22 protein-coding genes are annotated in these 21,329 nt (G+C 61.4%); 11 read left to right on the top strand and 11 right to left on the bottom strand.

Annotation, left to right across the window (positions count from 1 at the left end; all coding sequences use genetic code 11):
• Nucleotides 1-46 precede the first annotated feature (46 nt).
• Entirely contained in the window at nucleotides 47-829 is a 783-nt protein-coding gene (locus ACZ0AI_RS07170) for a hypothetical protein (protein WP_463565154.1), read from the bottom strand.
• A 41-nt stretch (nucleotides 830-870) separates the two neighbouring features.
• Nucleotides 871-1,851, bottom strand: coding sequence for an alpha/beta hydrolase family protein (locus ACZ0AI_RS07165; RefSeq protein ID WP_463565153.1), 981 nt, complete (start codon nucleotides 1,849-1,851; stop codon nucleotides 871-873).
• Nucleotides 1,852-2,015: 164 nt separating this feature from the next.
• Here ACZ0AI_RS07165 and aroC point away from each other — a divergent pair, with 164 nt between their 5' ends.
• From aroC to ACZ0AI_RS07145, 4 genes are read left to right on the top strand one after another with little or no spacing between them, the layout of a single operon-like run.
• The gene (gene aroC, locus ACZ0AI_RS07160) at nucleotides 2,016-3,107 is read left to right on the top strand and encodes a chorismate synthase (protein ID WP_463565152.1); all 1,092 of its coding nucleotides are present in this window, start codon (nucleotides 2,016-2,018) and stop codon (nucleotides 3,105-3,107) included.
• Between the two features lie 34 nt (nucleotides 3,108-3,141).
• Nucleotides 3,142-3,744: a hypothetical protein gene (locus ACZ0AI_RS07155; RefSeq protein WP_463565151.1), complete on the top strand. Its 603-nt coding sequence runs from the start codon at nucleotides 3,142-3,144 to the stop codon at nucleotides 3,742-3,744.
• Entirely contained in the window at nucleotides 3,741-4,895 is a 1,155-nt protein-coding gene (locus tag ACZ0AI_RS07150) for an MFS transporter (protein WP_463565150.1), read from the top strand. The genes ACZ0AI_RS07155 and ACZ0AI_RS07150 overlap by 4 nt, the downstream gene beginning before the upstream one ends.
• Before the next feature lie 58 nt (nucleotides 4,896-4,953).
• Nucleotides 4,954-5,499 (top strand): acireductone dioxygenase, encoded by a 546-nt coding sequence (locus ACZ0AI_RS07145; protein WP_463565149.1) that lies wholly within the window; start codon nucleotides 4,954-4,956, stop codon nucleotides 5,497-5,499.
• Nucleotides 5,500-5,505: 6 nt separating this feature from the next.
• On the opposite strand, the gene ACZ0AI_RS07140 is transcribed toward ACZ0AI_RS07145, so the two are convergent.
• Together ACZ0AI_RS07140 and ACZ0AI_RS07135 are read right to left on the bottom strand one after the other, a co-directional pair.
• Nucleotides 5,506-6,003 (bottom strand): methylated-DNA--[protein]-cysteine S-methyltransferase, encoded by a 498-nt coding sequence (locus ACZ0AI_RS07140; protein WP_463565148.1) that lies wholly within the window; start codon nucleotides 6,001-6,003, stop codon nucleotides 5,506-5,508.
• A gap of 2 nt (nucleotides 6,004-6,005) precedes the next feature.
• Nucleotides 6,006-6,884, bottom strand: a complete 879-nt coding sequence (locus ACZ0AI_RS07135) for a DNA-3-methyladenine glycosylase family protein (RefSeq protein WP_463565147.1) — start codon at nucleotides 6,882-6,884, stop codon at nucleotides 6,006-6,008.
• Nucleotides 6,885-7,068: 184 nt separating this feature from the next.
• On the opposite strand from ACZ0AI_RS07135, the gene ACZ0AI_RS07130 reads away from it, so the two are divergent.
• The gene (locus ACZ0AI_RS07130; protein ID WP_463565146.1) at nucleotides 7,069-9,150 is read left to right on the top strand and encodes an LTA synthase family protein; all 2,082 of its coding nucleotides are present in this window, start codon (nucleotides 7,069-7,071) and stop codon (nucleotides 9,148-9,150) included.
• 362 nt (nucleotides 9,151-9,512) lie between these two features.
• On the opposite strand, the gene ACZ0AI_RS07125 is transcribed toward ACZ0AI_RS07130, so the two are convergent.
• Nucleotides 9,513-10,067: a hypothetical protein gene (locus ACZ0AI_RS07125; RefSeq protein WP_225831953.1), complete on the bottom strand. Its 555-nt coding sequence runs from the start codon at nucleotides 10,065-10,067 to the stop codon at nucleotides 9,513-9,515.
• 180 nt (nucleotides 10,068-10,247) lie between these two features.
• Entirely contained in the window at nucleotides 10,248-10,526 is a 279-nt protein-coding gene (locus ACZ0AI_RS07120; RefSeq protein WP_463565145.1) for a hypothetical protein, read from the bottom strand.
• Nucleotides 10,527-10,773: 247 nt separating this feature from the next.
• Between ACZ0AI_RS07120 and ACZ0AI_RS07115 the strand changes: the two genes are divergently transcribed.
• Complete coding sequence (locus ACZ0AI_RS07115) at nucleotides 10,774-11,121, top strand: ribonuclease E inhibitor RraB (protein WP_463565144.1); 348 nt, start codon at nucleotides 10,774-10,776, stop codon at nucleotides 11,119-11,121.
• 58 nt (nucleotides 11,122-11,179) lie between these two features.
• On the opposite strand, the gene ACZ0AI_RS07110 is transcribed toward ACZ0AI_RS07115, so the two are convergent.
• Nucleotides 11,180-11,497: a protealysin inhibitor emfourin gene (locus ACZ0AI_RS07110; protein WP_463565143.1), complete on the bottom strand. Its 318-nt coding sequence runs from the start codon at nucleotides 11,495-11,497 to the stop codon at nucleotides 11,180-11,182.
• Nucleotides 11,494-12,537: a M4 family metallopeptidase gene (locus ACZ0AI_RS07105; protein WP_463565142.1), complete on the bottom strand. Its 1,044-nt coding sequence runs from the start codon at nucleotides 12,535-12,537 to the stop codon at nucleotides 11,494-11,496. The genes ACZ0AI_RS07110 and ACZ0AI_RS07105 overlap by 4 nt, the downstream gene beginning before the upstream one ends.
• Before the next feature lie 380 nt (nucleotides 12,538-12,917).
• On the opposite strand from ACZ0AI_RS07105, the gene ACZ0AI_RS07100 reads away from it, so the two are divergent.
• From ACZ0AI_RS07100 to ACZ0AI_RS07085, 4 genes are all read left to right on the top strand, one after another.
• Nucleotides 12,918-14,327: a circularly permuted type 2 ATP-grasp protein gene (locus ACZ0AI_RS07100; RefSeq protein ID WP_463565141.1), complete on the top strand. Its 1,410-nt coding sequence runs from the start codon at nucleotides 12,918-12,920 to the stop codon at nucleotides 14,325-14,327.
• Nucleotides 14,328-14,329: 2 nt separating this feature from the next.
• Nucleotides 14,330-15,280 (top strand): alpha-E domain-containing protein, encoded by a 951-nt coding sequence (locus tag ACZ0AI_RS07095; protein ID WP_225831962.1) that lies wholly within the window; start codon nucleotides 14,330-14,332, stop codon nucleotides 15,278-15,280.
• On the top strand, nucleotides 15,277-16,074 hold the full coding sequence (locus ACZ0AI_RS07090) for a transglutaminase family protein (RefSeq protein ID WP_463565140.1): 798 nt from the start codon (nucleotides 15,277-15,279) through the stop codon (nucleotides 16,072-16,074). Before ACZ0AI_RS07095 ends, ACZ0AI_RS07090 begins: the two co-directional genes overlap by 4 nt.
• 167 nt (nucleotides 16,075-16,241) lie before the next feature.
• Nucleotides 16,242-17,129, top strand: a complete 888-nt coding sequence (locus tag ACZ0AI_RS07085; protein WP_463565139.1) for an AEC family transporter — start codon at nucleotides 16,242-16,244, stop codon at nucleotides 17,127-17,129.
• Between the two features lie 424 nt (nucleotides 17,130-17,553).
• Here ACZ0AI_RS07085 and ACZ0AI_RS07080 read toward each other — a convergent pair whose 3' ends face one another.
• Nucleotides 17,554-17,820: a PepSY domain-containing protein gene (locus tag ACZ0AI_RS07080; RefSeq protein WP_463565138.1), complete on the bottom strand. Its 267-nt coding sequence runs from the start codon at nucleotides 17,818-17,820 to the stop codon at nucleotides 17,554-17,556.
• Between the two features lie 224 nt (nucleotides 17,821-18,044).
• Between ACZ0AI_RS07080 and ACZ0AI_RS07075 the strand changes: the two genes are divergently transcribed.
• The gene (locus ACZ0AI_RS07075) at nucleotides 18,045-18,773 is read left to right on the top strand and encodes an amidotransferase (RefSeq protein WP_463565137.1); all 729 of its coding nucleotides are present in this window, start codon (nucleotides 18,045-18,047) and stop codon (nucleotides 18,771-18,773) included.
• Nucleotides 18,774-18,890: 117 nt separating this feature from the next.
• Here ACZ0AI_RS07075 and mqo read toward each other — a convergent pair whose 3' ends face one another.
• Complete coding sequence (mqo, locus tag ACZ0AI_RS07070; RefSeq protein WP_463565136.1) at nucleotides 18,891-20,510, bottom strand: malate dehydrogenase (quinone); 1,620 nt, start codon at nucleotides 20,508-20,510, stop codon at nucleotides 18,891-18,893.
• Nucleotides 20,511-20,841: 331 nt separating this feature from the next.
• Nucleotides 20,842-21,294, bottom strand: coding sequence for a hypothetical protein (locus ACZ0AI_RS07065; RefSeq protein WP_463565135.1), 453 nt, complete (start codon nucleotides 21,292-21,294; stop codon nucleotides 20,842-20,844).
• Between the last annotated feature and the right edge of the window lie 35 nt (nucleotides 21,295-21,329).

Genomic DNA, 21,329 nt, shown 5'->3' with positions numbered 1-21,329 from the left:
TTTGTGGCCTGCCGTTCACTACAGATGCGCGTCGGCTGTGGCGTTTCTAGTGCGTCGCGATCCAGATCAGCAGGCCCGCCTGGAACAGGGCGAAGGCTACCAGGCAGGCGATGGTGAAGCGCAGGCCGCCGTCCTCGCGCTTGAGCTGCTCCAGGCGCTCATGCTGCTTGCGCAGTTGCACATCCTGCTCGTGCAGATTCTGATCCGCCTGCTGAAGCATCTGTGCGGCGTCCAGCTGTTCGATGAACCTGACCTTTTCGCCATTCCAGTCGCTGTGCAGCGCGCTGAGGCGCGATGCGCTGTAATGCGCCTTGAGCTGACCGTCCTGATAGTCAACGGCGAAGCCCTGGGCCTTCAGGCAATGATCGCGGCGTGCACGGGCCTCTTCGCTCAGCGCGTCGCGGCTCGGTAGTGGGCCGCTTTCAAGGGTGTAATGGGCGCAGTGCTGTTTGGCCCAGGCGGCTGCCTGAGCCAGCAGAAAACGGCCAAGGCCGCGGTTCTGCGGCTCCAGGCTCAGGCCGCTGTCCGGGCCGAAACGGGCTTCCTTGGCGCGGTGGTCGAGCCACAGTTCCAGTACGTTCTGTTCCTTGCGCACCTTCTGCCCCGGCAATTGCAGGGTTAGGCGCAGCAGACTCTGTTCCTTGCTGTGCCGTTCGACCCGGCCCAGCTGCACGAAACGCAGCGGCCGCGCCCCGGTATGGCGGTCGATGGGCAGGGGCGCCAGGCGCAACAGGCGAAAGTGCTCCGGGCCGAGCGTGGCCCACGGATGGGACGACTCGGCCTGTTCCTCTTCAGGTGCGGCGACGGCTGGCGTTTCGCTGTCGGTCATGGGGCATTCCTCAAAAAACCGCCGCGAAGTTGAGCGTCGGCTTAGTGGGTATCGGCAGCGACGCTGGTTTCTACAGGCGGCAAGCCCTGAATGAAACTGGCGATACGGGCGGTGAGGGCACGGGCCAGCGGCAGATCAGGGTTGTCGTAGGAGGCCAGTTGCGCCTCGAAGTCCATCGGCACGATGCGCAGCACATGGTTCATGCCGGTGATGATCTGCAGCTCGGCGGCCGGGTTCGCGGCATGCAGCGCTTCGGCGTCTTGCACGCTGACCTGGATGTCGTGATCCCCCTGGATGATCAGTGCCGGTACGCGCACCTTGGCAAAGGCGGCAGCCGGATTCTGCCGGAACAGCGAAATCAGGTAGGGCTGCACGCTGGTGCGGTACAGCACGGTCAGCTCGTCCGACACTTCTGCAACCTGACGACCCTCGCGCAGGGCGACCAGCAAGGCATCGCTCTCGGCGCGCAGGCGCGGCGGTAAACGGTCGCGCAGTTGCTCCTGAAGCAGTTGGTCTATGGGGCGCGCGCTGCCGGCAATCGACACCAGTGCAGCGGCATCGGATTCAGGGGCTGCCAGGCTGGCGATCAGCGCGCCTTCGCTATGGCCGACCAGAATCACCTGGCTGAAGCGCTTGTCCTCATGCAGCTTGTGGCTCCAGGCAACCACGTCGGCGACGTAGCGCTCCACGCTCAGGTCGCGTTCGTGCGGCGTCGCAGCAAAGCTGGCGGCGATGCCGCGCTTGTCGTAACGCACGCTGGCGATGCCTTGCTGAGCCAACGCCTGGGCCAGCTTGCGATGCGCATCGTTATGCCCGCCACCCGGATTGTTGCCGTTACGGTCGGTCGGCCCCGAGCCGGCCACCAGCAGCACCACCGGTACGGCCTCGGTACGTTGCGGCAGCACCAGCGAGCCATGCAGCACGCCCTGGCCGGTATCCAGGCTGACCTGTTCACGCAGAATGGGGGCAGCCTGAACCAGGCCGGTGAAGAGAGATAGGGTCAAAAGCAGGGCTCGCAGCATGATGAGAACGTGTCTGTAATGGGATTCGTTGGACGCTGGCAAATGGCCAAAGGTTCGCTCGCGGGTGATCTCCGCAGGTGCGACGGAGTATACTCAGCGGCTTTCCTCTTGGGCCTGCCTTTTAGACGCAGGCTGCTGATCGAACTGATGTGGAGCCTCGCGCAATGTCCGGCAATACCTTCGGCAAGCTGTTCACCGTCACCACGGCAGGCGAGAGCCACGGCCCTGCGCTGGTCGCCATCGTCGACGGATGCCCGCCCGGGCTGGAGATTTCCCTGGACGACCTGCAGCGCGACCTCGACCGCCGCAAGCCGGGTACCAGCCGCCACACCACCCAGCGCCAGGAAGCCGACGAGGTGGAAATCCTCTCCGGCGTATTCGAAGGCAAGACCACGGGTTGCTCCATCGGCCTGCTGATCCGTAACACCGACCAGAAGTCCAAGGACTACTCGGCGATCAAGGATCTGTTTCGCCCGGCCCATGCCGACTACACCTACCACCACAAGTACGGCGTTCGCGACTACCGCGGCGGTGGCCGCAGCTCGGCACGGGAAACCGCCATGCGCGTGGCTGCAGGTGCCATCGCCAAGAAGTACCTGGCCAGCCAGGGCATCGTGATTCGCGGCTACATGAGCCAGCTCGGCCCTATCGAAATTCCGTTCAAGACCTGGGATTCGGTCGAGCAGAACGCCTTCTTCAGTCCCGATCCGGACAAGGTGCCAGAGCTGGAGGCCTACATGGATCAGCTGCGCCGCGACCAGGATTCGGTCGGTGCGAAGATCACCGTGGTCGCGGAGGGCGTCATGCCGGGGCTCGGCGAGCCGATCTTCGACCGCCTGGACGCCGAACTGGCCCACGCGCTGATGAGCATCAACGCGGTCAAGGGTGTCGAAATCGGTGCTGGTTTCGCCTCGGTGGCGCAGCGCGGTACCGAGCACCGTGACGAGCTGACTCCCGAAGGCTTCCTATCCAACAACGCCGGCGGCATTCTTGGCGGTATTTCCAGCGGCCAGCCGATCGTCGCTCATCTGGCCCTCAAGCCGACGTCCAGCATCACCACGCCAGGTCGCTCCATCGATATCGACGGCAACCCGGCGGATGTGATCACCAAGGGACGTCATGATCCGTGCGTAGGCATCCGCGCCACGCCGATCGCCGAGGCGATGATGGCCATCGTGCTGATGGATCACCTGCTGCGCCATCGCGGTCAGAACGCCGATGTGCGCGTGAATACGCCGGTGCTGCCGCAGCTGTGAGCTCGCGTCCCGGCGTCATGCAGGTGAGGGCGGCATGAGCGAATTTCCCGAGGTGCTACGCAGCGTTACCGGCAAACGCATCTCGGAGGTTCGTGATGCGTTGTTCACGCTGGAGCCGGCCCAGATCGACGAGGAGGGCGCTGCGTACCTCGTTGCGCTCTACACCAGCAGCAAACAGCTCGATGTGCGCAAGCAGATACTCAGGCTGTTATATGACTTTGATTTTCAGGCGCTCGAAGACTTTTTCGCCCTGGCCTATCGAAAGGAGCGCTACCTGGACATGAAGGTCTATGCCCTTCGTGGCCTGGCGCGCCGCTCCGAAGAGGGCCAGCTGCAGCGATTGCTTGAAGGCTTTCGCCAGACCTTGGCTAAAAGACAGCAGTCCACGCCCTACAACTATCAGGAGTACGAACTACTCAGGGGGCGCAACGCGTTGCCGTATCTGGTCGAGCTTTATGGCTACGCCTGCTTGCGCGATACCCTCGAGCAGGTCAACCGGCAGTACGAAGCGATGCCGGAGGCCTTCAGGGGGCATTTCACCGTGGATGAAAACGGTACGGTGGTCACGCTGCGTGAACCGGGTGCAAGCAGTGCACTGATCCGACAATTCTTCGATAGCAAGGATGTTCGGGATTGACTCCGGCAGTCCCTTACTGGCGCCTGTCCGGCTTCTACCTGTTCTATTTCGCGCTGCTGGGCGCCACCGCGCCTTTCCTTGGCCTGTACTTCGCCCATCTGGGCTTCTCGCCAGCGCGGATCGGCGAGCTGGTGGCCATCCCCATGCTGATGCGTTGCATCGCGCCGAACCTGTGGGGCTGGCTGGGCGATTACAGCGGCAGGCGCTTGTTGATCGTTCGCCTCGGTGCGTTGTGTACGCTGCTCAGCCTGAGCCTGATCTTCGTCAGCCAGAGTTACGCCTGGCTGGCCATGGTGATGGCCTTGCATGCGTTCTTCTGGCACGCGGTGCTGCCGCAGTTCGAGGTTATCACCCTGGCCCATCTGCGCGAGCAGTCGGCGCGCTATACGCAGATCCGCCTGTGGGGCTCGATCGGTTTCATCCTCAGCGTGGTTGGGTTGGGCAAGGCCTTCGACTGGTTCAGCCTGGACGTTTATCCTTGGGCGTTGCTGCTGATCATCACTGGCATCGCCCTGAGCAGCTTCTGGGTGCCAGACGCACAGCCACTGGTGTCGTCGCAATCGGCGAGCCGCGGCGGCTTTCTGCAGCAACTCAAGCAGCCCGGTGTGCTGGCCTTCTATCTATGTGTAGCGCTGATGCAGCTGTCCCACGGGCCGTACTACACCTTCCTCAGCATCCATCTGGAGCAACTCGGCTATAGCCGCGGGCTGATCGGTATGCTCTGGGCGCTGGGAGTGGTCGCCGAGGTGCTGATGTTCATGGTCATGGCGCGTCTGCTCAAGCATTTCAGCCTGCGCCAAGTGCTGGTCGCCAGCTTCGCCATTGCCGCGCTGCGTTGGCTGTTGATGGGTTTTCTTGCTGATGATTTGCCGGTGCTGTTGTTCGCCCAGGTTCTGCATGCGGCAACATTCGGCAGTTTCCACGCTGCTGCCATCGCCTTCGTGCAGCGCAGTTTTGGCGCACGTCAGCAAGGGCAGGGGCAAGCGCTATACGCGTCGCTGGCCGGAATTGGCGGTGCCCTGGGTGCTTTGTATGCCGGTTACAGCTGGAATGGTCTGGGCCCGCAGTGGACATTCGCGTTGGCGGGGCTGGCCGCACTGGCTGCAGCCGTTATCATGGCCAGACGCACGGCCGATCCGGCGCGACTCTGATCGCTGGTCAAATCAAGCTGCCCACAGGGTAGCGAGCACTTATTAAAGGATTTCCTCCATGAGCCGCCTGAGCGTTCATCATCAGTCCAGTCCCGGTATTCCCAACAAGATATTGGGCCACGCTGAGGACATCAGCAGCACCCTGGCCGCCGCCGGCATCGATTTCAGGTTGGCCGATCTCGACGTCAAGCTGCAGCCCGGTACTTCGGCGGACGACATCCTGGCTGCGCTGGACAGCCCGTTGCAGCAGCTCAAGCGCGATCACGATCTGGGGCACGTGGACGTGATCAGCATCGACCAGCGCCGCTGGCCCAAGGAAGGCGAAAATCCCGCCGAGCCGCCCCAGGAAATCATCTCCGACGGCGCGCAGCTTTACCTGTTCCTGGGCGGGCAGGGGCTGCTGAGTCTGCATGTCGACGACTACGTGTATGCGCTGCTGGGTGAGCGAAACGCGCTGGTTTCGGTGCCCGTCGGTATGCCTCATTGGTTCGATCTGGGTGAGTTTCCCCATTGCGCGCTTGTGCGCCTGTCGTCCGGTAGCGGCGCTGCTGACAAGCCCAGTGGCGATCCCATCGCCGCCTCTTTTCCGCGCCTGGAAGACTGAGTCGTTCTAGTCGAACAGCGAGGCCTGTGGTCGCGGCACTGCGCCCTCCAGCTCCAGCAGCAGTTGTTTACGTGGCAGGCCGCCGGCAAAGCCGGTCAGGCTACCATCGCGGCCGATGACGCGGTGGCAGGGGATGATGATGCAGATCGGGTTGGCGCCGTTGGCGGTACCGACGGCGCGTACTGCCCTGGGTCTGTCAATGCGTTGGGCCAGTGCGCTGTAGCTGTCGATGCGGCCGTAGGGGATTTGCTGCAAGGCGCGCCACACCAACTGCTGAAACGGCGTGCCCTGAGGGTTGAGCAGTAACTCGAAGCGCTGCCGACGGCCACTGAAGTATTCGTCGAGCTGGCGGCTGGCTTCATCCAGCTCCGAGCCAGCCTCGCGCCAGTCATCGCCGATCTGCCAGGGCGTGCGTTCCACGTCCATGAGCAATTGCTGCAGGCCGGCGCCGTCACCAACCATGAACAGGCGGCCGATGGGGCTTTCCTGGTAGCGATAGAACATCTTCAGCCTCCTGAATAGTCTTGCCAGAGATGGGCCGCGGCATAAGCCCTCCAGGGGCGCCAGGCCTCTGCATGGGCCTGCAACTGGCGAGCGGTGATACCTCCTGCTCCCCAGATCGGCGCCTTCAGCAGGCCCAGGTCACTGGCGGGAAAGGCATCCGCGTCGCCGAACGCGCGCAAGGCGATGTATTCGGCGGTCCAGGGGCCGATGCCGGGTAGAGCACAAAGCCGCGCGATCAGCTCGCTCGCGCCCTGGCTGATGTCCAGGCGCAACTCGCCGCTGGCGACCTGGGCGGCGAAGTGCTGCAGGGTCTGCACGCGCTTGCCGGGCATGCCGATGGCGTCGAGGTTGGCAGCAGCGATGGCGGCGGGTGTCGGGAACAGGCGGTCGATACCGGCTGGTGCGTCTGCCAGCGATTCGCCGAGTCGGCTGACCAGACGCCCGGTGATTGTTACCGCCGCCTTGACCGTGACCTGCTGACCGACGATGGCCCGCACGGCCTGTTCGAAGGCATCGAAAGCGGTGGGCAAGCGCAGGCCTGGATTGCGCGCGAGCATCGGTGCAAGGTGCTGATCTGCCGCGAAGTGGGCGGCGATGATGGCCGGGTCAGCATCCAGATCGAACATCCGTCGCACGCGCAGGGTCAGTTGCGGCAGGCAGGCTTCGGCCGAGGTGCTGTAAGCCAGCTCAAGCGCGTTCTGGTCGGGCAGGGCGCTGACCCGGAACCAGCCGGTAACGTCAGCCAGGCGAAAACTGCGGCAGTAGTCGCGATCGCCCAGAAGCTCCTGTCCAGGTATCGCCCGTAACTTGAAGTGCTCATGGAACTGCTGCCAGTTCCAGGGCGCGAGATACGGGAGGCTGATGGTTTGGCTCGGTGTCATGGCGCTGACGATAACCCCGGGGCGGTATCTTGTCAGCGTGCAAATGACTTTCAAACAGAGCTGCAGGTTCGCTGAGAATCCTTATCGACAAAATTTTCACATCCACACGAACACACTCGTGCGGCACCAGTCGCTGTTATCTGCGGCGAGCTGGGCGGAATAAGTCTTTTGTGGATGATTGAACATGACCCCTACAGCAGTTCAGGGCACCCCTCCTAGCGCCTCGCATTCCTTTCAGCCATTACGTAGCCAGTTGCTTTTTACCCTGTTCAGCGCCTTGGCGTTGCTGGTGATGTACACCAGTCTGCGCGCCGCGTTGCTGGCCTACAACCGCGACCTGATCGGCGATACGCCGGTTGCAGAGTTTGCCGAGGCCTTCTACAACGGCCTGCGTTTCGACCTGCGTGTGGTGGTTTATGCCTGCGCGCCGTTGCTGATCGCCTTGCTGAGCACCCGCGCGATGCTTGCGCGCGTCTGGCAGCGCGTCTGGCTGACGGTCTTCGCCAGCATCACGCTGTTTCTCGGCCTGGCCGAGCTGGACTTCTACAAGGAATTTCACCAGCGTCTGAACAGCCTGGTATTCCAGTACCTGCAGGAAGACCAGGCCACCGTGATGAGCATGCTCTGGAACGGTTTTCCGGTTGCCCGTTACCTGATCGCCTGGTTCGTCATCACCGGCCTGTTGTGGTGGATGTTCACCTTGTTCGACCGTGCCAGCCGCACAAAAGCGCCGCATGGCGCTGTGGTCGCACGTCCGAAGGTGGCCTGGTACTGGCGCGTTTCGGTGTTCTTCCTGTGCCTGCTGATCGCGGTGATCGCGGCCCGTGGCCACTTGCGCCAGGGCCCGCCGCTGCGTTGGGGCGATGCCTATACCACCGAATCGATGTTCGCCAACCAGTTGGGGCTCAACGGTACCCTGACCCTGTTCACCGCTGCTCAGGCTACCTTCGGCCCGCACCGCGACAACACCTGGCAGCCGACCATGGAAGACGACCAGGCCCGTCAGGTCACCCGCGACATGTTGCTGACCCCGGACGACAAGCTGGTCGACGCCGATAGCGCCGCGATGCGTCGCGTCTACACGCCGCCCGCCGACGGCACGCTGCCGATCCGCAATGTGGTGGTCATTCTGATGGAAAGCTTCGCCGGGCACTCCGTCGGTGCACTCGGCGCGCCGGGTAACATCACCCCTTACTTCGACAAGCTGAGCCAGGAAGGGCTGCTGTTCGACCGCTTCTTCTCCAATGGCACTCATACCCATCAGGGCATGTTCGCCACCATGGCCTGCTTCCCCAATCTACCGGGCTTCGAGTACCTGATGCGCACGCCGGAAGGCGCCCACAAGTTCTCCGGGCTGCCGCAACTGCTGGGTGGCCGCGGCTTCGACAACCTGTATGTCTATAACGGCAATTTCCAGTGGGACAACCAGTCCGGCTTCTTCAGCAACCAGGGCATGACTGACTTCATTGGCCGTGAGGATTTCGTCGATCCGGTGTTCATGGATCCAACCTGGGGCGTATCCGATCAGGACATGTTTGATCGCGGTGCCTTGGAGCTGAAGACCAACTATGGAGACAAGCCGTTCTATGCGCTGTTGCAGACCCTCTCCAACCACACGCCTTACGCCTTGCCCAAGGATCTGCCGGTTGAGCCGGTGCTGATCGATGGCAAGGAGAACCTGCACCGTACGGCGATGCGTTATTCGGATTGGGCTCTGGGGCAGTTCTTCGAGAAGGCGCGCAAGGAGCCGTACTTCAAGGAAACCCTGTTCGTGGTGGTGGGTGACCATGGCTTCGGTGGTTTCGATCAGGTCACCGAGATGGATCTGCAGCGTTTCAACGTGCCGTTGTTGCTGATCGCGCCGGGCATTCAGGAGAAGTTCGGCAAGGTCAGCCATACCGTGGGCACCCAGGTCGACATCGTGCCGACCATCATGGGTCGCCTGGGCGGCGAGGTGCGTCACCAGTGCTGGGGGCGTGACCTGCTCAACCTGCCGGAAGGCGACGGTGGCATTGGCGTGATCAAACCATCGGGCGGCGACCAGACGGTGGCCATCGTCACCACCGACAAAGTACTGGTGCAGCCCAAGGACTTCGAGCCGCGCCTGTATCGCTACAGCCTGGGTGCCAAGCCGACCGCCGAGCGCATCGAAGGGCCGGTCGACGAGCTGCTGCAGAAGCGCCTCGAGGGTTTCCTGCAGACCGCCACCAAGAGCCTGCTGGATAACACCGCTGGCGTGGAAGATGGCATGCCTGACAAGCCGTAGCCTGCTGACGCCAACCCTATAAGCGCGTCGCCCCGGCGCGAACCTGATGGTGGCCATACTGAAGATCTGCGGTGTGGCCGCTATTCGCTGCGGGGGCGCGGCTCCTACAGTAGCTAGGCGCCTGCACGATGGGTGCTCACGCCAGCAATTGTGCTGAACGCCTGCTACCGAATCGCCCGCAAGCGGGCTCCTACGGGGAGGGGGGGGCACGCGATCCTGTAGGAGCCGGCTTGCCGGCGAATGGTAGCTACGCCATCGATCTAGGGGACTGTCCGCCATCCAAACGCTCGGGTTCCCGATGCGTTGGTTTTCATCGGTGCTGCGAGGGCAGGGCGAGATCAGCGTCTCGCCCGATTGTCACTTCAGCTACAGCCTTCCACGTAGAACACGGCCGGCGGCATGCCGATACGCCAGCGGGTCACCAGGCCATTGGGGTCGGTCTCGAAAACCAGCCGCGCTTCACTGTCGATGAACGGCTTGACGATAAAGTTGCTGGCACCCTTCACGTACTTGTGTGGCTGCTCTTCGAAGTGGCCGGGAAAGGTCGCGCGGATCTGCTGGGCGCTGCTACCGACCTGCAGGCCGCGTGGTGCCTTGCGTTCGCGCGTATCGATGTCATAACGCACGAAAAGCCCGTTATCCAACATGAACGAAGTGCCAAAACCGTTGGCAGGGCGCGGATCCTGGAACAGCTGACGACAGGTGTCGGAGGTACCGCCGCCTTCACGCAGAGAACCTTTCCAGGCCGCACGTACCGCCGCCTCATCACTACCGAAGCGAGCGCTGGCAAAACCGGCGAATGGACTGAGATCCGTTTTTTCCTGCAGCTTTGGCGGGCTGCTCTGTGTGGCGGAGGCGGTCTTGGCGGGTATCTTGTCGGCGTCGCTGCAGGCAGTCAGCGCCAGAATGCTGGTCATCAAAACTGTAGAAATGAAAAGCGTGTGTTTCGCCATGAAATCCAACCTTCGTCTCGAATGGGAGCGACCGCAGGGGCGGCCAGAATCTATCTGGGCATGAGACCGGCTGGAATGGGCGCTTGCGCGCTTTAGCTAGGAAATGGAATGGCCCGCTGCGTATGCGGGCCATTCGATACGGCCTCATGCTGCGTGATGTTTGGCCGCGCTATCGGGAAAAAGATCCCGTTCTTTATCGAGATACTGATCGACCAGCCATTTGCCGTGTGCGATCGAGGCGTGCTGGGCCTTGTTCAGATCCTCAAGGAAGGCTCCGTTCATCGGCAGCGCCATGCGCCGCGTGGTACGTCCGTCCGGTGCAGTGATCCGGCAGCCGCCGGCCCATGGGGTTGGAATGCCCGGGTGTTCCATGACCTCGGCACTGATGTAGTGGTCGCGGTGGGTGCACTGTAGCGTACTCATGATTGATACCTCGTGTGTCTGGCCCGTGGAGGCAGCACGGCGATCCCTGTTCGAAACACACCTGCAAAACGGGCATGGGTGTCATAAATGGGTATAGCATGGTGCTGCGACAGAACGACGCGAGCTGCTGAGCGGTCTATCCTCAGTAACAGGATCAATCGCTACGGTCCGCGCCGACCAATCAGACCAGGCACATGGGAGCCGTTGGTTCGGCGATCCAACCTTTCACCTGATGGAGATCAACGTTATGAGCACAGTCTTGCACGATGATGTCAGTGGTGGCGTTCTAGGTCGGATGAAGCAAGGGGGGTTCGATTTTGCCAGTGTCCATCCCATCGAGTTTTACGCAATTTTCCCCGATGAAAACAATGCAATGAAGGCGACACGAAATTTTCGTGGCGAGTCGCTGCACGCTCTGGTGACCGAGCGTGACGAGGGCGGTTGGCACCTGCAGGTGAGCAAGGTGATGCATGTCACCTATGCAGGTATCGATGATTTCGAGCAGGACATGCAGGCGGTGGTAGCACCCCTGGGTGGCAAGCTGGACGGCTGGGGCGTCACCCAGGAGCTCAAGGCCGACACTCTCAGGGGCTGAAGCCCGCGTCTATCGATTCGTTCGGCAAACTCCTGGCAGCGTCCCGCTGCCAGGTCTCTCAAGCACCTTTCTCCCACAGTCTTACCAGACCCCGAGGAGCCTGCTCTTCGGGGATCTGCAGCACCAGTTCGCCTGGCTCTTGCTGACGTGCTACCTGCAGTTCTATGCGATAGAAACGCTGGTCGCCCTTGCCAACTTCGGCTCTCGCCACCGATAGGCAGTTCTCCAGCACGGAGCAGACCTGCCCGCGCTGGGCGGGGTCGCATTGGGCGAAATCGATTTCCCGCGGGCGGCTCAGTGCACTGATCGCCGCGAAGCCCCCCTGACGGGAAATGCGCACGACGGCGCTGTTACCCAGTTCCGGCAGTTTTTTCATGATGCGGCCTCGACGCCAACGTCGCTCCAGGCCTTGATCACGGCGATCGCTTCCTGGGAACCCTGACCATAGCGCTGCTTAGCTCGATCCACGCAGAGGCTGGCGAAGTCCACGAACGAAGCGTCGTTGCTCAAGCGCCTGTCGCACAGCGTGTCGTACCAGATGAGGCCGGCCTTTTCCCAGGCGAAGCCGCCGAGGGCGACAGCTGCCAAGTGAAAGGCCCGGTTGGGAATCCCGGAGTTGATGTGGACGCCGCCGTTGTCTTCACGTGTTTCGACGAAATCACGCATGTGCGCTGGCTGTGGATCCTTGCCGAGCAGCGGGTCATCGTAAGCGCTGCCTGGCGCCGACATGGAGCGCAGGCCCTGGCCGTTCACCGCGTCGGTCAGCAGACCCGCGCCGATGATCCAGTCCGACTGTTCAGCGGTCTGCTGCAGGCTGTACTGCTTGGTGAGAATGCCGAACACGTCGGACAGCGATTCGTTCAACGCACCGGACTGGTTGACGTAGGCGAGGGCGGCTTCGCTGTCGATGACGCCGTGGGTCAGCTCATGTGCGACCACGTCCATCGCGATGGTGAAGCGGTTGAAGATCTCGCCGTCGCCGTCACCGAAGACCATCTGCTCGCCGTTCCAGAAGGCGTTCTCGTAAGCCTGTCCATAATGCACGGTACCTACCAGCGGGAAGCCCTTGCCATCGATGGAGTGGCGTCCCAGTGCCGCCCAGAAGAAAGTATAGGTCGCGCCCAGTGCCTCGTAAGCTTCGTCTACCGCCACGTCGCCTGTTGCGGCCTGACCTTCGCTGCGGCTCAGCTCACCGGGCAGGCGCATGTCTTGCCCGGCATCGTGAATGCTGCGTTGCGGCTGTCCTGCTTGCGCGGCGCTGCTTTCGGCTTGCCGGGTGGCGAGCTGCGGCGCTCCGTTGTTATGCCGCAATGAATTGACATGATTGAGCGTGCTGCGCGCACAGTCGCGTTGACGTTCGGTGCCGTGACCGATGATACGGTCGAGGATGTAGGGAGGTACGAGGCTGCTGTTCATCGGGCGCTCCTTGTTCAAGGACGTTAATTGTCAGCCGCATCAAAACACGGCACCTGATTCTGGGATCGTCTGGCGACGCCGATGTTTCTCTCGCGATGGTTTTTCAGGACGGAAGGGCATGAGATAAAAGTGCAATGCTTTGCCGTCTCGCCTGTCTACGTTTTCATGAGGCGCGGCTGCCGAAGGCGGATGCTCGAGTACCGCTTGCGCCCAGGCCGTGCAACGCTATGGAGCACACCCGCCAGCCAGTGAGCATCAATGTGCGTCAAAGTGGTGCGATAGGGTTTTGTTTTAAATTTATGTCATTGATTTTAAAGGAATAAACGCGCTGGCTCGACGTTTGCAGCGTATAGGTTGACACGGGTGGCAAGGAGTACGGCATGGCCCGCACCTTTTATGATGAGATGCACCTGGCGGATGGCGCATGTCGTCCGCATTACCAAGCTTTTGCCCGCTGGCTGGCGGATACGCCGAAAGAGTTGCTGGCTCAACGGCGCCGCGAGGCGGATCTTCTTTTTCACCGCGCCGGTATCACTTTCACGCTTTACGGTGACGATCAAGGCACCGAGCGACTGATTCCTTTCGACATCATTCCGCGTAGCATTCCCGCCAGCGAGTGGCGGATCGTCGAGCGTGGCTGCATCCAGCGCGTGCAGGCGCTGAACATGTTTCTCGCTGATCTCTATCATGATCAGCGCATCATCAAAGCGGGGCTGATTCCTGCTGAACAGGTGCTGGCCAACGAGGGCTATCAGATGGCGATGCAGGGGCTGAACCTGCACCGCGACCTGTATGCGCACATCGCTGGCGTCGACCTGGTGCGTGATGGCGATGGCACTTACTACGTGCTTGAGGACAACCTGCGCACGCCCAGCGGTGTCAGCTACATGCTCGAAGACCGCAAGATGATGATGCGCCTGTTCCCCGAGCTATTCGCCAACCAACGCATCGCCCCCATCGACCATTACCCGAGCCTGCTGCTCGACACCCTGAAGACTTCCAGCCCGCTGGATAACCCGACGGTGGTGGTGCTGACGCCGGGGCGTTTCAACAGCGCCTATTTCGAACACGCTTTTCTGGCCCGTGAAATGGGCGTTGAACTGGTGGAGGGCGCTGATCTATTCGTGCGTGACGACAAACTGTTCATGCGCACTACCTCGGGCGCCAGACAGGTCGACGTGGTGTATCGCCGCCTCGACGATGCGTACCTCGATCCGCTGGCCTTCAACCCCGACTCGATGCTCGGCGTGCCCGGCCTGTTGTCTACCTACCGTTCCGGCAACGTGGTGCTGGCCAACGCCATTGGTACGGGTGTGGCCGACGACAAGTCGATCTACCCCTACGTCGGCGAGATGATCCGCTTCTACCTCGATGAAGAACCGATCCTCAAGAACGTACCGACCTGGCAATGCCGCAAGCCCAGCGAGCTGTCCCACGTGCTGGCCAACCTCAAGGATCTGGTGGTCAAGGAAACGCAGGGTTCCGGTGGTTACGGCATGCTCGTCGGGCCGGCTGCCAGCAAGGCGGAGATCGAAGCGTTCCGCCTGCGCCTGATCGCCCGGCCGGAGGCGTATATCGCGCAGCCGACCCTGTGCCTGTCGACCTGCCCAACCTTCGTCGAGAACGGCATTGCGCCGCGACACATCGATTTGCGCCCTTTTGTCCTATCCGGCAAGGAAACCCGCCTGGTGCCCGGTGGGCTGACCCGTGTGGCCCTGCGTGAGGGGTCGCTGGTGGTGAACTCGTCGCAAGGCGGCGGTACCAAGGACACCTGGATAGTGGAGGACTGAGCATGCTATCGAGAACTGCCTCCGATCTGTATTGGATGTCCCGCTACCTGGAGCGTGCCGAAAACCTCGCGCGGATGCTCGATGGCAGCTATTCGCTGTCGCTGATGCCCCAGGACGGCCGCCGCGACGGGCTGGACGAGCTGGCGATGCCGCTGCTGATCACCGGCACGCTGGAAGAGTATCAGGAGCGCCACGGTGCCCTGCATGCCGAGCGCATGCTGCATTTCTTTGCGCTGGATGCGCAGAACCCGGCCAGTATCTACAGCTGCCTGGGTGCAGCGCGCAGCAATGCTCATGCTGTACGTGGGCGCATCACCGCGGACATGTGGGAGAACATCAACGCAACCTGGCTGGAGATCCGCGGCATCGCCGATCAGGGCCTCGGGCGTTACGGCATCAACCGCTTCTGCGAGTGGGTCAAGGAGCGTTCGCACCTGTTCCGCGGCGCTACTTTCGGCACCATCGTACGCGGCGAAGCCTATCGCTTTATCCGCCTCGGCACCTTCATCGAGCGCGCCGACAACACCTTGCGCTTGCTCGATTCGCGCTACGAGCTGCTCGGCGAGGACATCGACGAGGTGGACGGCCGACCCGCGCATAGCTACTACCAGTGGAGCGCGCTGCTGCGCGCCCTGTCATCGTTCGAGGCATTCGCCGAGGTTTACCGGGGCTCTCCGAGCGCCCGCAAAGTGTCCGAACTGCTGTTGTTGCGTCCCGAGGTGCCACGTTCACTGCGCGCCTGCATGGACGAGCTGTACCTGATGCTCGCCAACCTGCCTGGAGAGAACGGCCGACCGGCACAGCGCCTGGCCGCCGAACTCGACGCACGGTTGCGCTACACCAGCATCGACGAGGTACTCGAAGAGGGCCTGCACGCCTGGCTGACCGATTTCATCGGGCAGGTCCACGATCTCGGTCGCGTCATTCACACGTCCTATCTGGAGGTCGCATGAGACTGTCCATTCGTCATAACACCACCTATCACTACGAAGATCAGGTTCGTGCCAGCATTCAGTACCTGCGCCTCACGCCCCACGACAGCGAACGCCAGCAGGTACTCAGCTGGCAGCTGGATCTGCCCCGCCCGGTACGGGCGCAACGAGACCCGTATGGCAACATTCTGCACGTGCTGACGCTGGACGAACCTCACGAATCGATCGTCATCGGCGCCCGCGGCCAAGTCGAAATTGACGAGTCCAGCGACGCCGAACACGAAAGCCAGTCTGCCTTTCCATTCCTGCGTTTCACACGGCTGACTGAAGCCGACGAGGCGTTGCGTAATTTTGCCGCCGTGCAGTGCGCGCGTCGGCGTGACCGCAGTGCGCTGATCGATCTGATGCATGGCCTCAATGGCCATATCAGCTACCTGCCGGGCGTCACTGAGGTGGAAACCAGCGCTGCGCAGGCCTTCGCTGGCCGCCAAGGTGTCTGCCAGGATCATGCCCACGCCTTCATCGCTTGTGCGCGCAGCCTGGGTATCCCGGCGCGCTATGTGTCCGGTTACCTGTTCACCGATAGTCGCGATCACCTGGCCAGCCATGCCTGGGCCGAAGCCTGGCTGGACGGCGCCTGGTACAGCTTCGATGTGACCAACTGCCTGGCACGGCCAGAGCGCCACCTGAAACTGGCGGTGGGGCTGGATTACCTCGATGCCTGCCCGGTACGCGGCATGCGCCGTGGCGGCGGTGGTGAGCGGATGATGGCGCGGGTCGACGTGGAACCGCTGATCCTCGCTCAGGAGCAGTGATGGCGTGAGGGCAGGGGGCTGATTGCCGGCCTGCTCCTTCGATCCGTGGTCGTGCTTCGCAGCATCGCGGCCTACTAGCGCGATGCTGATGTCGATCAGCACTTGTACGACTTGCGATGAGTCGCTCATCGCTTCTAGGATGCACCCTTTGCCCAAGGGGAATGGCCATGTTGGCCGAGCTGTTCGCTGTATTGGCACCCGTGGTCATCGTCTCCGGCATTGGCTACGCCTGGGCCCGTAGTGGCCAGAGCTACCCCACGGAATTCATCGCTCGGCTGGTGCTGACCATCGGCACGCCGAGCCTGGTGCTGGCGACGCTGAGCCGTGCCGACCTCGACCCCTCCGCGTTCACCAGCATGGCCCTGGGCTGCGTGCTGGTGACCGGCTGCATGGGGCTGTTTGGCTGGCTGTGCAGCAGGCTGTTCAGGCAGGAGTGGAAGGTGCTGGTACCTGCCTTCCTGTTTCCCAATACCGGCAACATGGGGCTGCCGATCAGCCTCTACGCCTTCGGCGAGCACGGTCTGGCGTTGGCCGTGGCCTTCTTTCTGACCCTGTCGATCTTTCAGTTCAGCGTGGGCATCGCGTTGTCGGGCAATGCGGCGTCGGTTCGCGATCTGCTGCGTAACCCGATCATGATCAGCCTGCTGCTGGCGCTGCCGATGATCTTCTTCGATCTGCAACTGCCACTCTGGCTGGACAATACCGTCAGCCTGCTGGGCGGTATGTCGATTCCATTGATGCTGCTGACCCTTGGCGTTTCGCTGGCGAGCATTCGCCTGCATCACCTGGGTTCCGGGCTTGTGCTGGGTGGGTTGCGCATTCTGTTGGGGGCAGGGGTTGGCTGGGGGATCGGCGCCGCGCTGGCGCTGGAGCCGCTGACTCACGCCGTGCTGGTGGTGCAATCGGCGATGCCGGTCGCGGTATTCAACTATCTGTTCGCGGTGCGTGCCAATCGCTCGCCCGAACAGGTTGCCAGTCTGGTGATGTGCTCGACCGTACTGGCAGTCGGCTTGCTGCCGCTGATTCTGGCCTGGTGGATGCCGCTGGTTAACTGACCGCGTATCAACCGATCATTCTGCTCATGTTGGGCAGGATCAACAGCACCGCAGTTGCAAAGAGGATAAGTCCGGCTTGACGGAATTTGGGCGTCTTGAACATGGCCGTTACCTTTTTTGATTGTTGTCGTGTGGGCCGGTGAGTGCCGCGTCCCCAGTAATCACCCCGGCAAGACCCGGCGGTGCATGTCTTCACTGTAGAGCGGATGTTCTGTTTTTTTATATCAGTTGGTTCCTAACATAGTGCCGGAGAGTGCCGCACAGTTATGGAACCCTTTGTTTCTTTCGCATACCCCTGCGCCAGAGGGCGCGCGGCTCGATGTTTCTCTGAAAATCGATATTTACCGTTCGTCAGGATGCTTGGAATCGAACGGCTGACCTACAAAAAACCGGCCATCAGGCCGGTTTTCCATGCTGCGGCAGCTTAATTGTCCAACTGCTCGCGGATGACCTTGCCCGACTTGCCGTCGATACGGAATTCGTACAGTTTGTTGTCCTGCTTGATGCCTTCGCCTTCCCAGTAACCGGCGTCGTCAGCTTCGATCTTGTGAACCTGGGTGAAGCCAGCCTGCTTGGCACTGCTCAGGGCTTGCTCGATGCTGATCCAGTCAGCGCCAGGACGATCGGCCATGGCGAAACCGGCACTCAGGGCAGCGGCAGCGGTGAGGGCAGTCAGGGTCTTCTTGAGCATCGTAAAACTCCTTTTCTTCGGGAAGATTACGCCCGTTTTCAGGCGTTGAAGCTTAGAGTGTGTCGCTGCGCTTGTGGTTCAGGAAAACTGTTTGCGCTCAGCGATTCGTCTGTATGGCAGTTGAGGTTGCTGACAGGGCGCTGATAACGGCACTCGGCCTCTTGCCTTGATCGGCGGGCGCAGGCACGCTTTAGTGGCGTCATCATTCTTTTCAGGTACCGCCCATGTCGTTGCAGATCTGCATTCTGGAAACCGACATCCTGCGCCCCGAGCTGGTCGATCAGTATCAGGGCTACGGCAGGATGTTCGAACGTCTTTTCGCCGGCCAGGCCATCGCTGCCAGCTTTCACGTATTCAACGTGATGAACGGCGACTATCCGCCGGCTGGCTCGCGTTTCGATGCCTATCTGGTCACCGGTAGCAAGGCCGACTCATTCGCCACCGATCCGTGGATCGAGACCCTCAAGGCTTACTTGCTCGAGCGTTATCAGGCCGGTGACAAGCTGCTCGGTATCTGTTTCGGTCACCAGTTGCTGGCGCTGCTGCTTGGCGGTAAGGCCGAGCGTGCGAGTGGTGGCTGGGGTGTGGGTATCCATCGTTATCAACTGGCCGAGCAACCGGAGTGGATGACGCCATTGCTGGATGAGGTGACCTTGCTGATCAGCCATCAGGATCAGGTAACCCGCCTGCCGGAAAACGCAACTTTGCTGGCATCCAGCCCTTTCTGTGCACACGCTGCCTACCGCATCGGCGATCAGGTACTGTGCTTCCAGGGGCATCCGGAGTTCGTGCCCGAGTACTCGCGCGCATTGCTCGATATCCGCCAGCAACACATTGGCGAGTCGGTGTACCGCGTGGCCGTGGACAGCCTGCACGAAGACCACCACGGGCGTACGGTCGGTGAATGGATGCTGCGCTTCATCGCCAACGGGCGTAGCGCCGAACTGGCGTGAGCCTGAAGTTCAAGCCGGCGCGCTTAGCTTGAGTGAATCGCAGAAACGACAACGGCCCTTGATGGGCCGTTGTCGTTTCTGCAGGGCGCCTTGCGTGGAGGCGCTCGTTCAGGGGGATTACTGGGCTTCGGCTGGCGCCTCGACCTCGGCTGGCTCTTCAGCCTGTTGCTGCTCCGGCTTGACCTCGACGTAGGTCAGTTGTAGACGCTCGCTGCTCCAGGCACGGGTCTTGTTGGTCAGTTCCAGGTTGTTGTTCAGGGTCTGGCCGTAGGAGGGGATGATCTCCTTCAGCTTGGCCTGCCATTCCGGAGTCTTGATCTTGTCCTTGAAGGTTTTTTCCATCAAGTGAAGCATGATCGGCGCAGCGGTGGACGCGCCTGGCGAAGCGCCGAGCAGGGCTGCGATGGAGCCGTCTTCGGAGCTGACCACTTCGGTACCGAACTGCAGAATACCGCCCAGTTCAGGGTCTTTCTTGATGATCTGTACGCGTTGACCGGCCTGTACCAGTTCCCAGTCCTTGTCCTGAGCTTCCGGGAAGTACTCACGCAGCGAGTGCATGCGGTCTTCCTGGCTGAGCATCAGCTGACCGACCAAATAGGTGCTGAGCGAGAAGTTGTCGATGCCCGCATTGACCATCGGCGAGATATTGTGGGTGGTGATGGTGCCGAACATGTCCAGCAGCGAACCGTTCTTCAGGTACTTGGTGGAGAAGGTCGCGAATGGCCCGAACAGGATGACTTTCTCGCCATCGATGACGCGGGTATCCAGATGCGGAACCGACATGGGCGGAGAACCGACCGAAGCCAGGCCATAGACCTTGGCCTGGTGACGAGCTGCCACTTCTGGATTGCGGGTCACCAGGAAGGAGCCACCAACCGGGAAGCCGGCATAGCCGTCAGCTTCCGGAATACCGGACTTCTGCAGCAGCTTGAGGGCGCCACCACCGGCACCGATGAACACGAACTTGGCGTTGACGGTGCTCAGCTTCTCGTCGTTGGCCAGGTCGGCCATGGTGACGTTCCAAGTACCGTCGTCGGCGCGAGTGATGTCGCGGACTTCTTGCTGCACATGGACGTTGAACACATCGTTCTTCTGCGACAGCGAATCGAGCAGCTGATTGGTGATCTCGCCGAAGTTCACGTCGGTGCCGGTCTGCACGCGGGTGGCGGCGAGTTTTTCGCCGGGCTGACGGCCTTCCATTACCAGCGGAATCCACTGCTCGATCTGCGCAGGATCGTTGGAGAACTCCATGTTGCGGAACAGCGAGCTGTGCTGCAGTGCGTCATAACGCTTCTTCAGGAACTCGGTGTTCTTGTCGCCCCACACGAAGCTCATGTGCGCCACGTTGTTGATGAACGACTTCGGATTGTTCAGAACGCCCTGATCGACCTGATAGGCCCAGAACTGCTTGGAAATCTCGAACGACTCGTTGATCGCCACGGCCTTGCTGATGTCGATGCTGCCATCGGCCTTTTCCGGGGTGTAGTTCAGCTCGGCAAGGGCCGAGTGACCAGTACCGGCGTTGTTCCACGGATTGGAGCTTTCACTGGCGACCTGAGGCAGGCGCTCGTAAAGGTCGATCTTCCAGGTCGGCTCCAGCTCGTTGAGATAAGTGCCGAGGCTTGCGCTCATGATGCCCCCGCCGATCAGCAGGACGTCCACGGATTTTTCCGGTTCGGGCTGCTTGGCGCAGCCGAGCGCGCTCAAGCACAGTAGGGACAGCAGGAGTTTTTTCATTAGACAGACCATTTCATTAATGTGATTGCATGACGGCACGACCGACTCTGGTACAGCCTTGGGTAGCGAAGCTGCATCGCCTGTTGCGTGCTGCCAGGTTCCGTTCTGCGAAACCGGTCAGTCCCGGTGATTTTTTGAAACGCCGGGTGATTTACCTTGAAGTGCGCGCTTTCGTCGCAGGCGGCGGGCAGTAAGCAAAACCGATGCCGGAAAGGGTGCAGGTCAATGAACTAGTGATCTGTATCAATATGTTTGTCACATTTCTGTGAGTTAGGTGGCGATTTCCCGCCCCTGATTCGCCAGAAATGCGCTCGGTTTGGCGGATTCTCGCCTAATTGCTCGCTCCGCCTGTTGCCGATCCACCTGAGCTGCCAGCGGCTCCTGGTGCACTCGGCGTGGCTGGCGTGTTTACCGAGCCACCTTGAATCGGCGGCGAGTTCTGCCCATCACTTGCCCGCACACCGGGTGTCTGGTTCGACGGCTGTCGCTCATTGGTCGTGTTGCCCGCTGGTTCTGCAGAGCGATTCTGTCTGGCCGGTGAGTTGACCGTACTACGCGGTGCCTGCTGGTCGGGTATCTGGTTGGGCTGTTGCTGCTGATTCTGATCGGTGGCTGGCTGGTTGATGCTGTCTGCGCTGGTCGGAGGTGCACCGGTGCGGTTACGAATCATGTCATCGCCGATCTGCTGGCGCTGCTCCTGCAGCGACGGGCCACCGTCGTCAGCCTGCACGCCGGTGACGAACAAGGCAGCGAGCAAAAGTGCCGATCCCGTGAGCTTTTTCATTGCCGTCTCCTAGACTTCTTACTGTGAACAGGTGA

The sequence above is a fragment of the Pseudomonas sp. AC355 genome (assembly GCF_979258205.1).
This window is presented reverse-complemented; position numbering and strand designations above follow the sequence as displayed.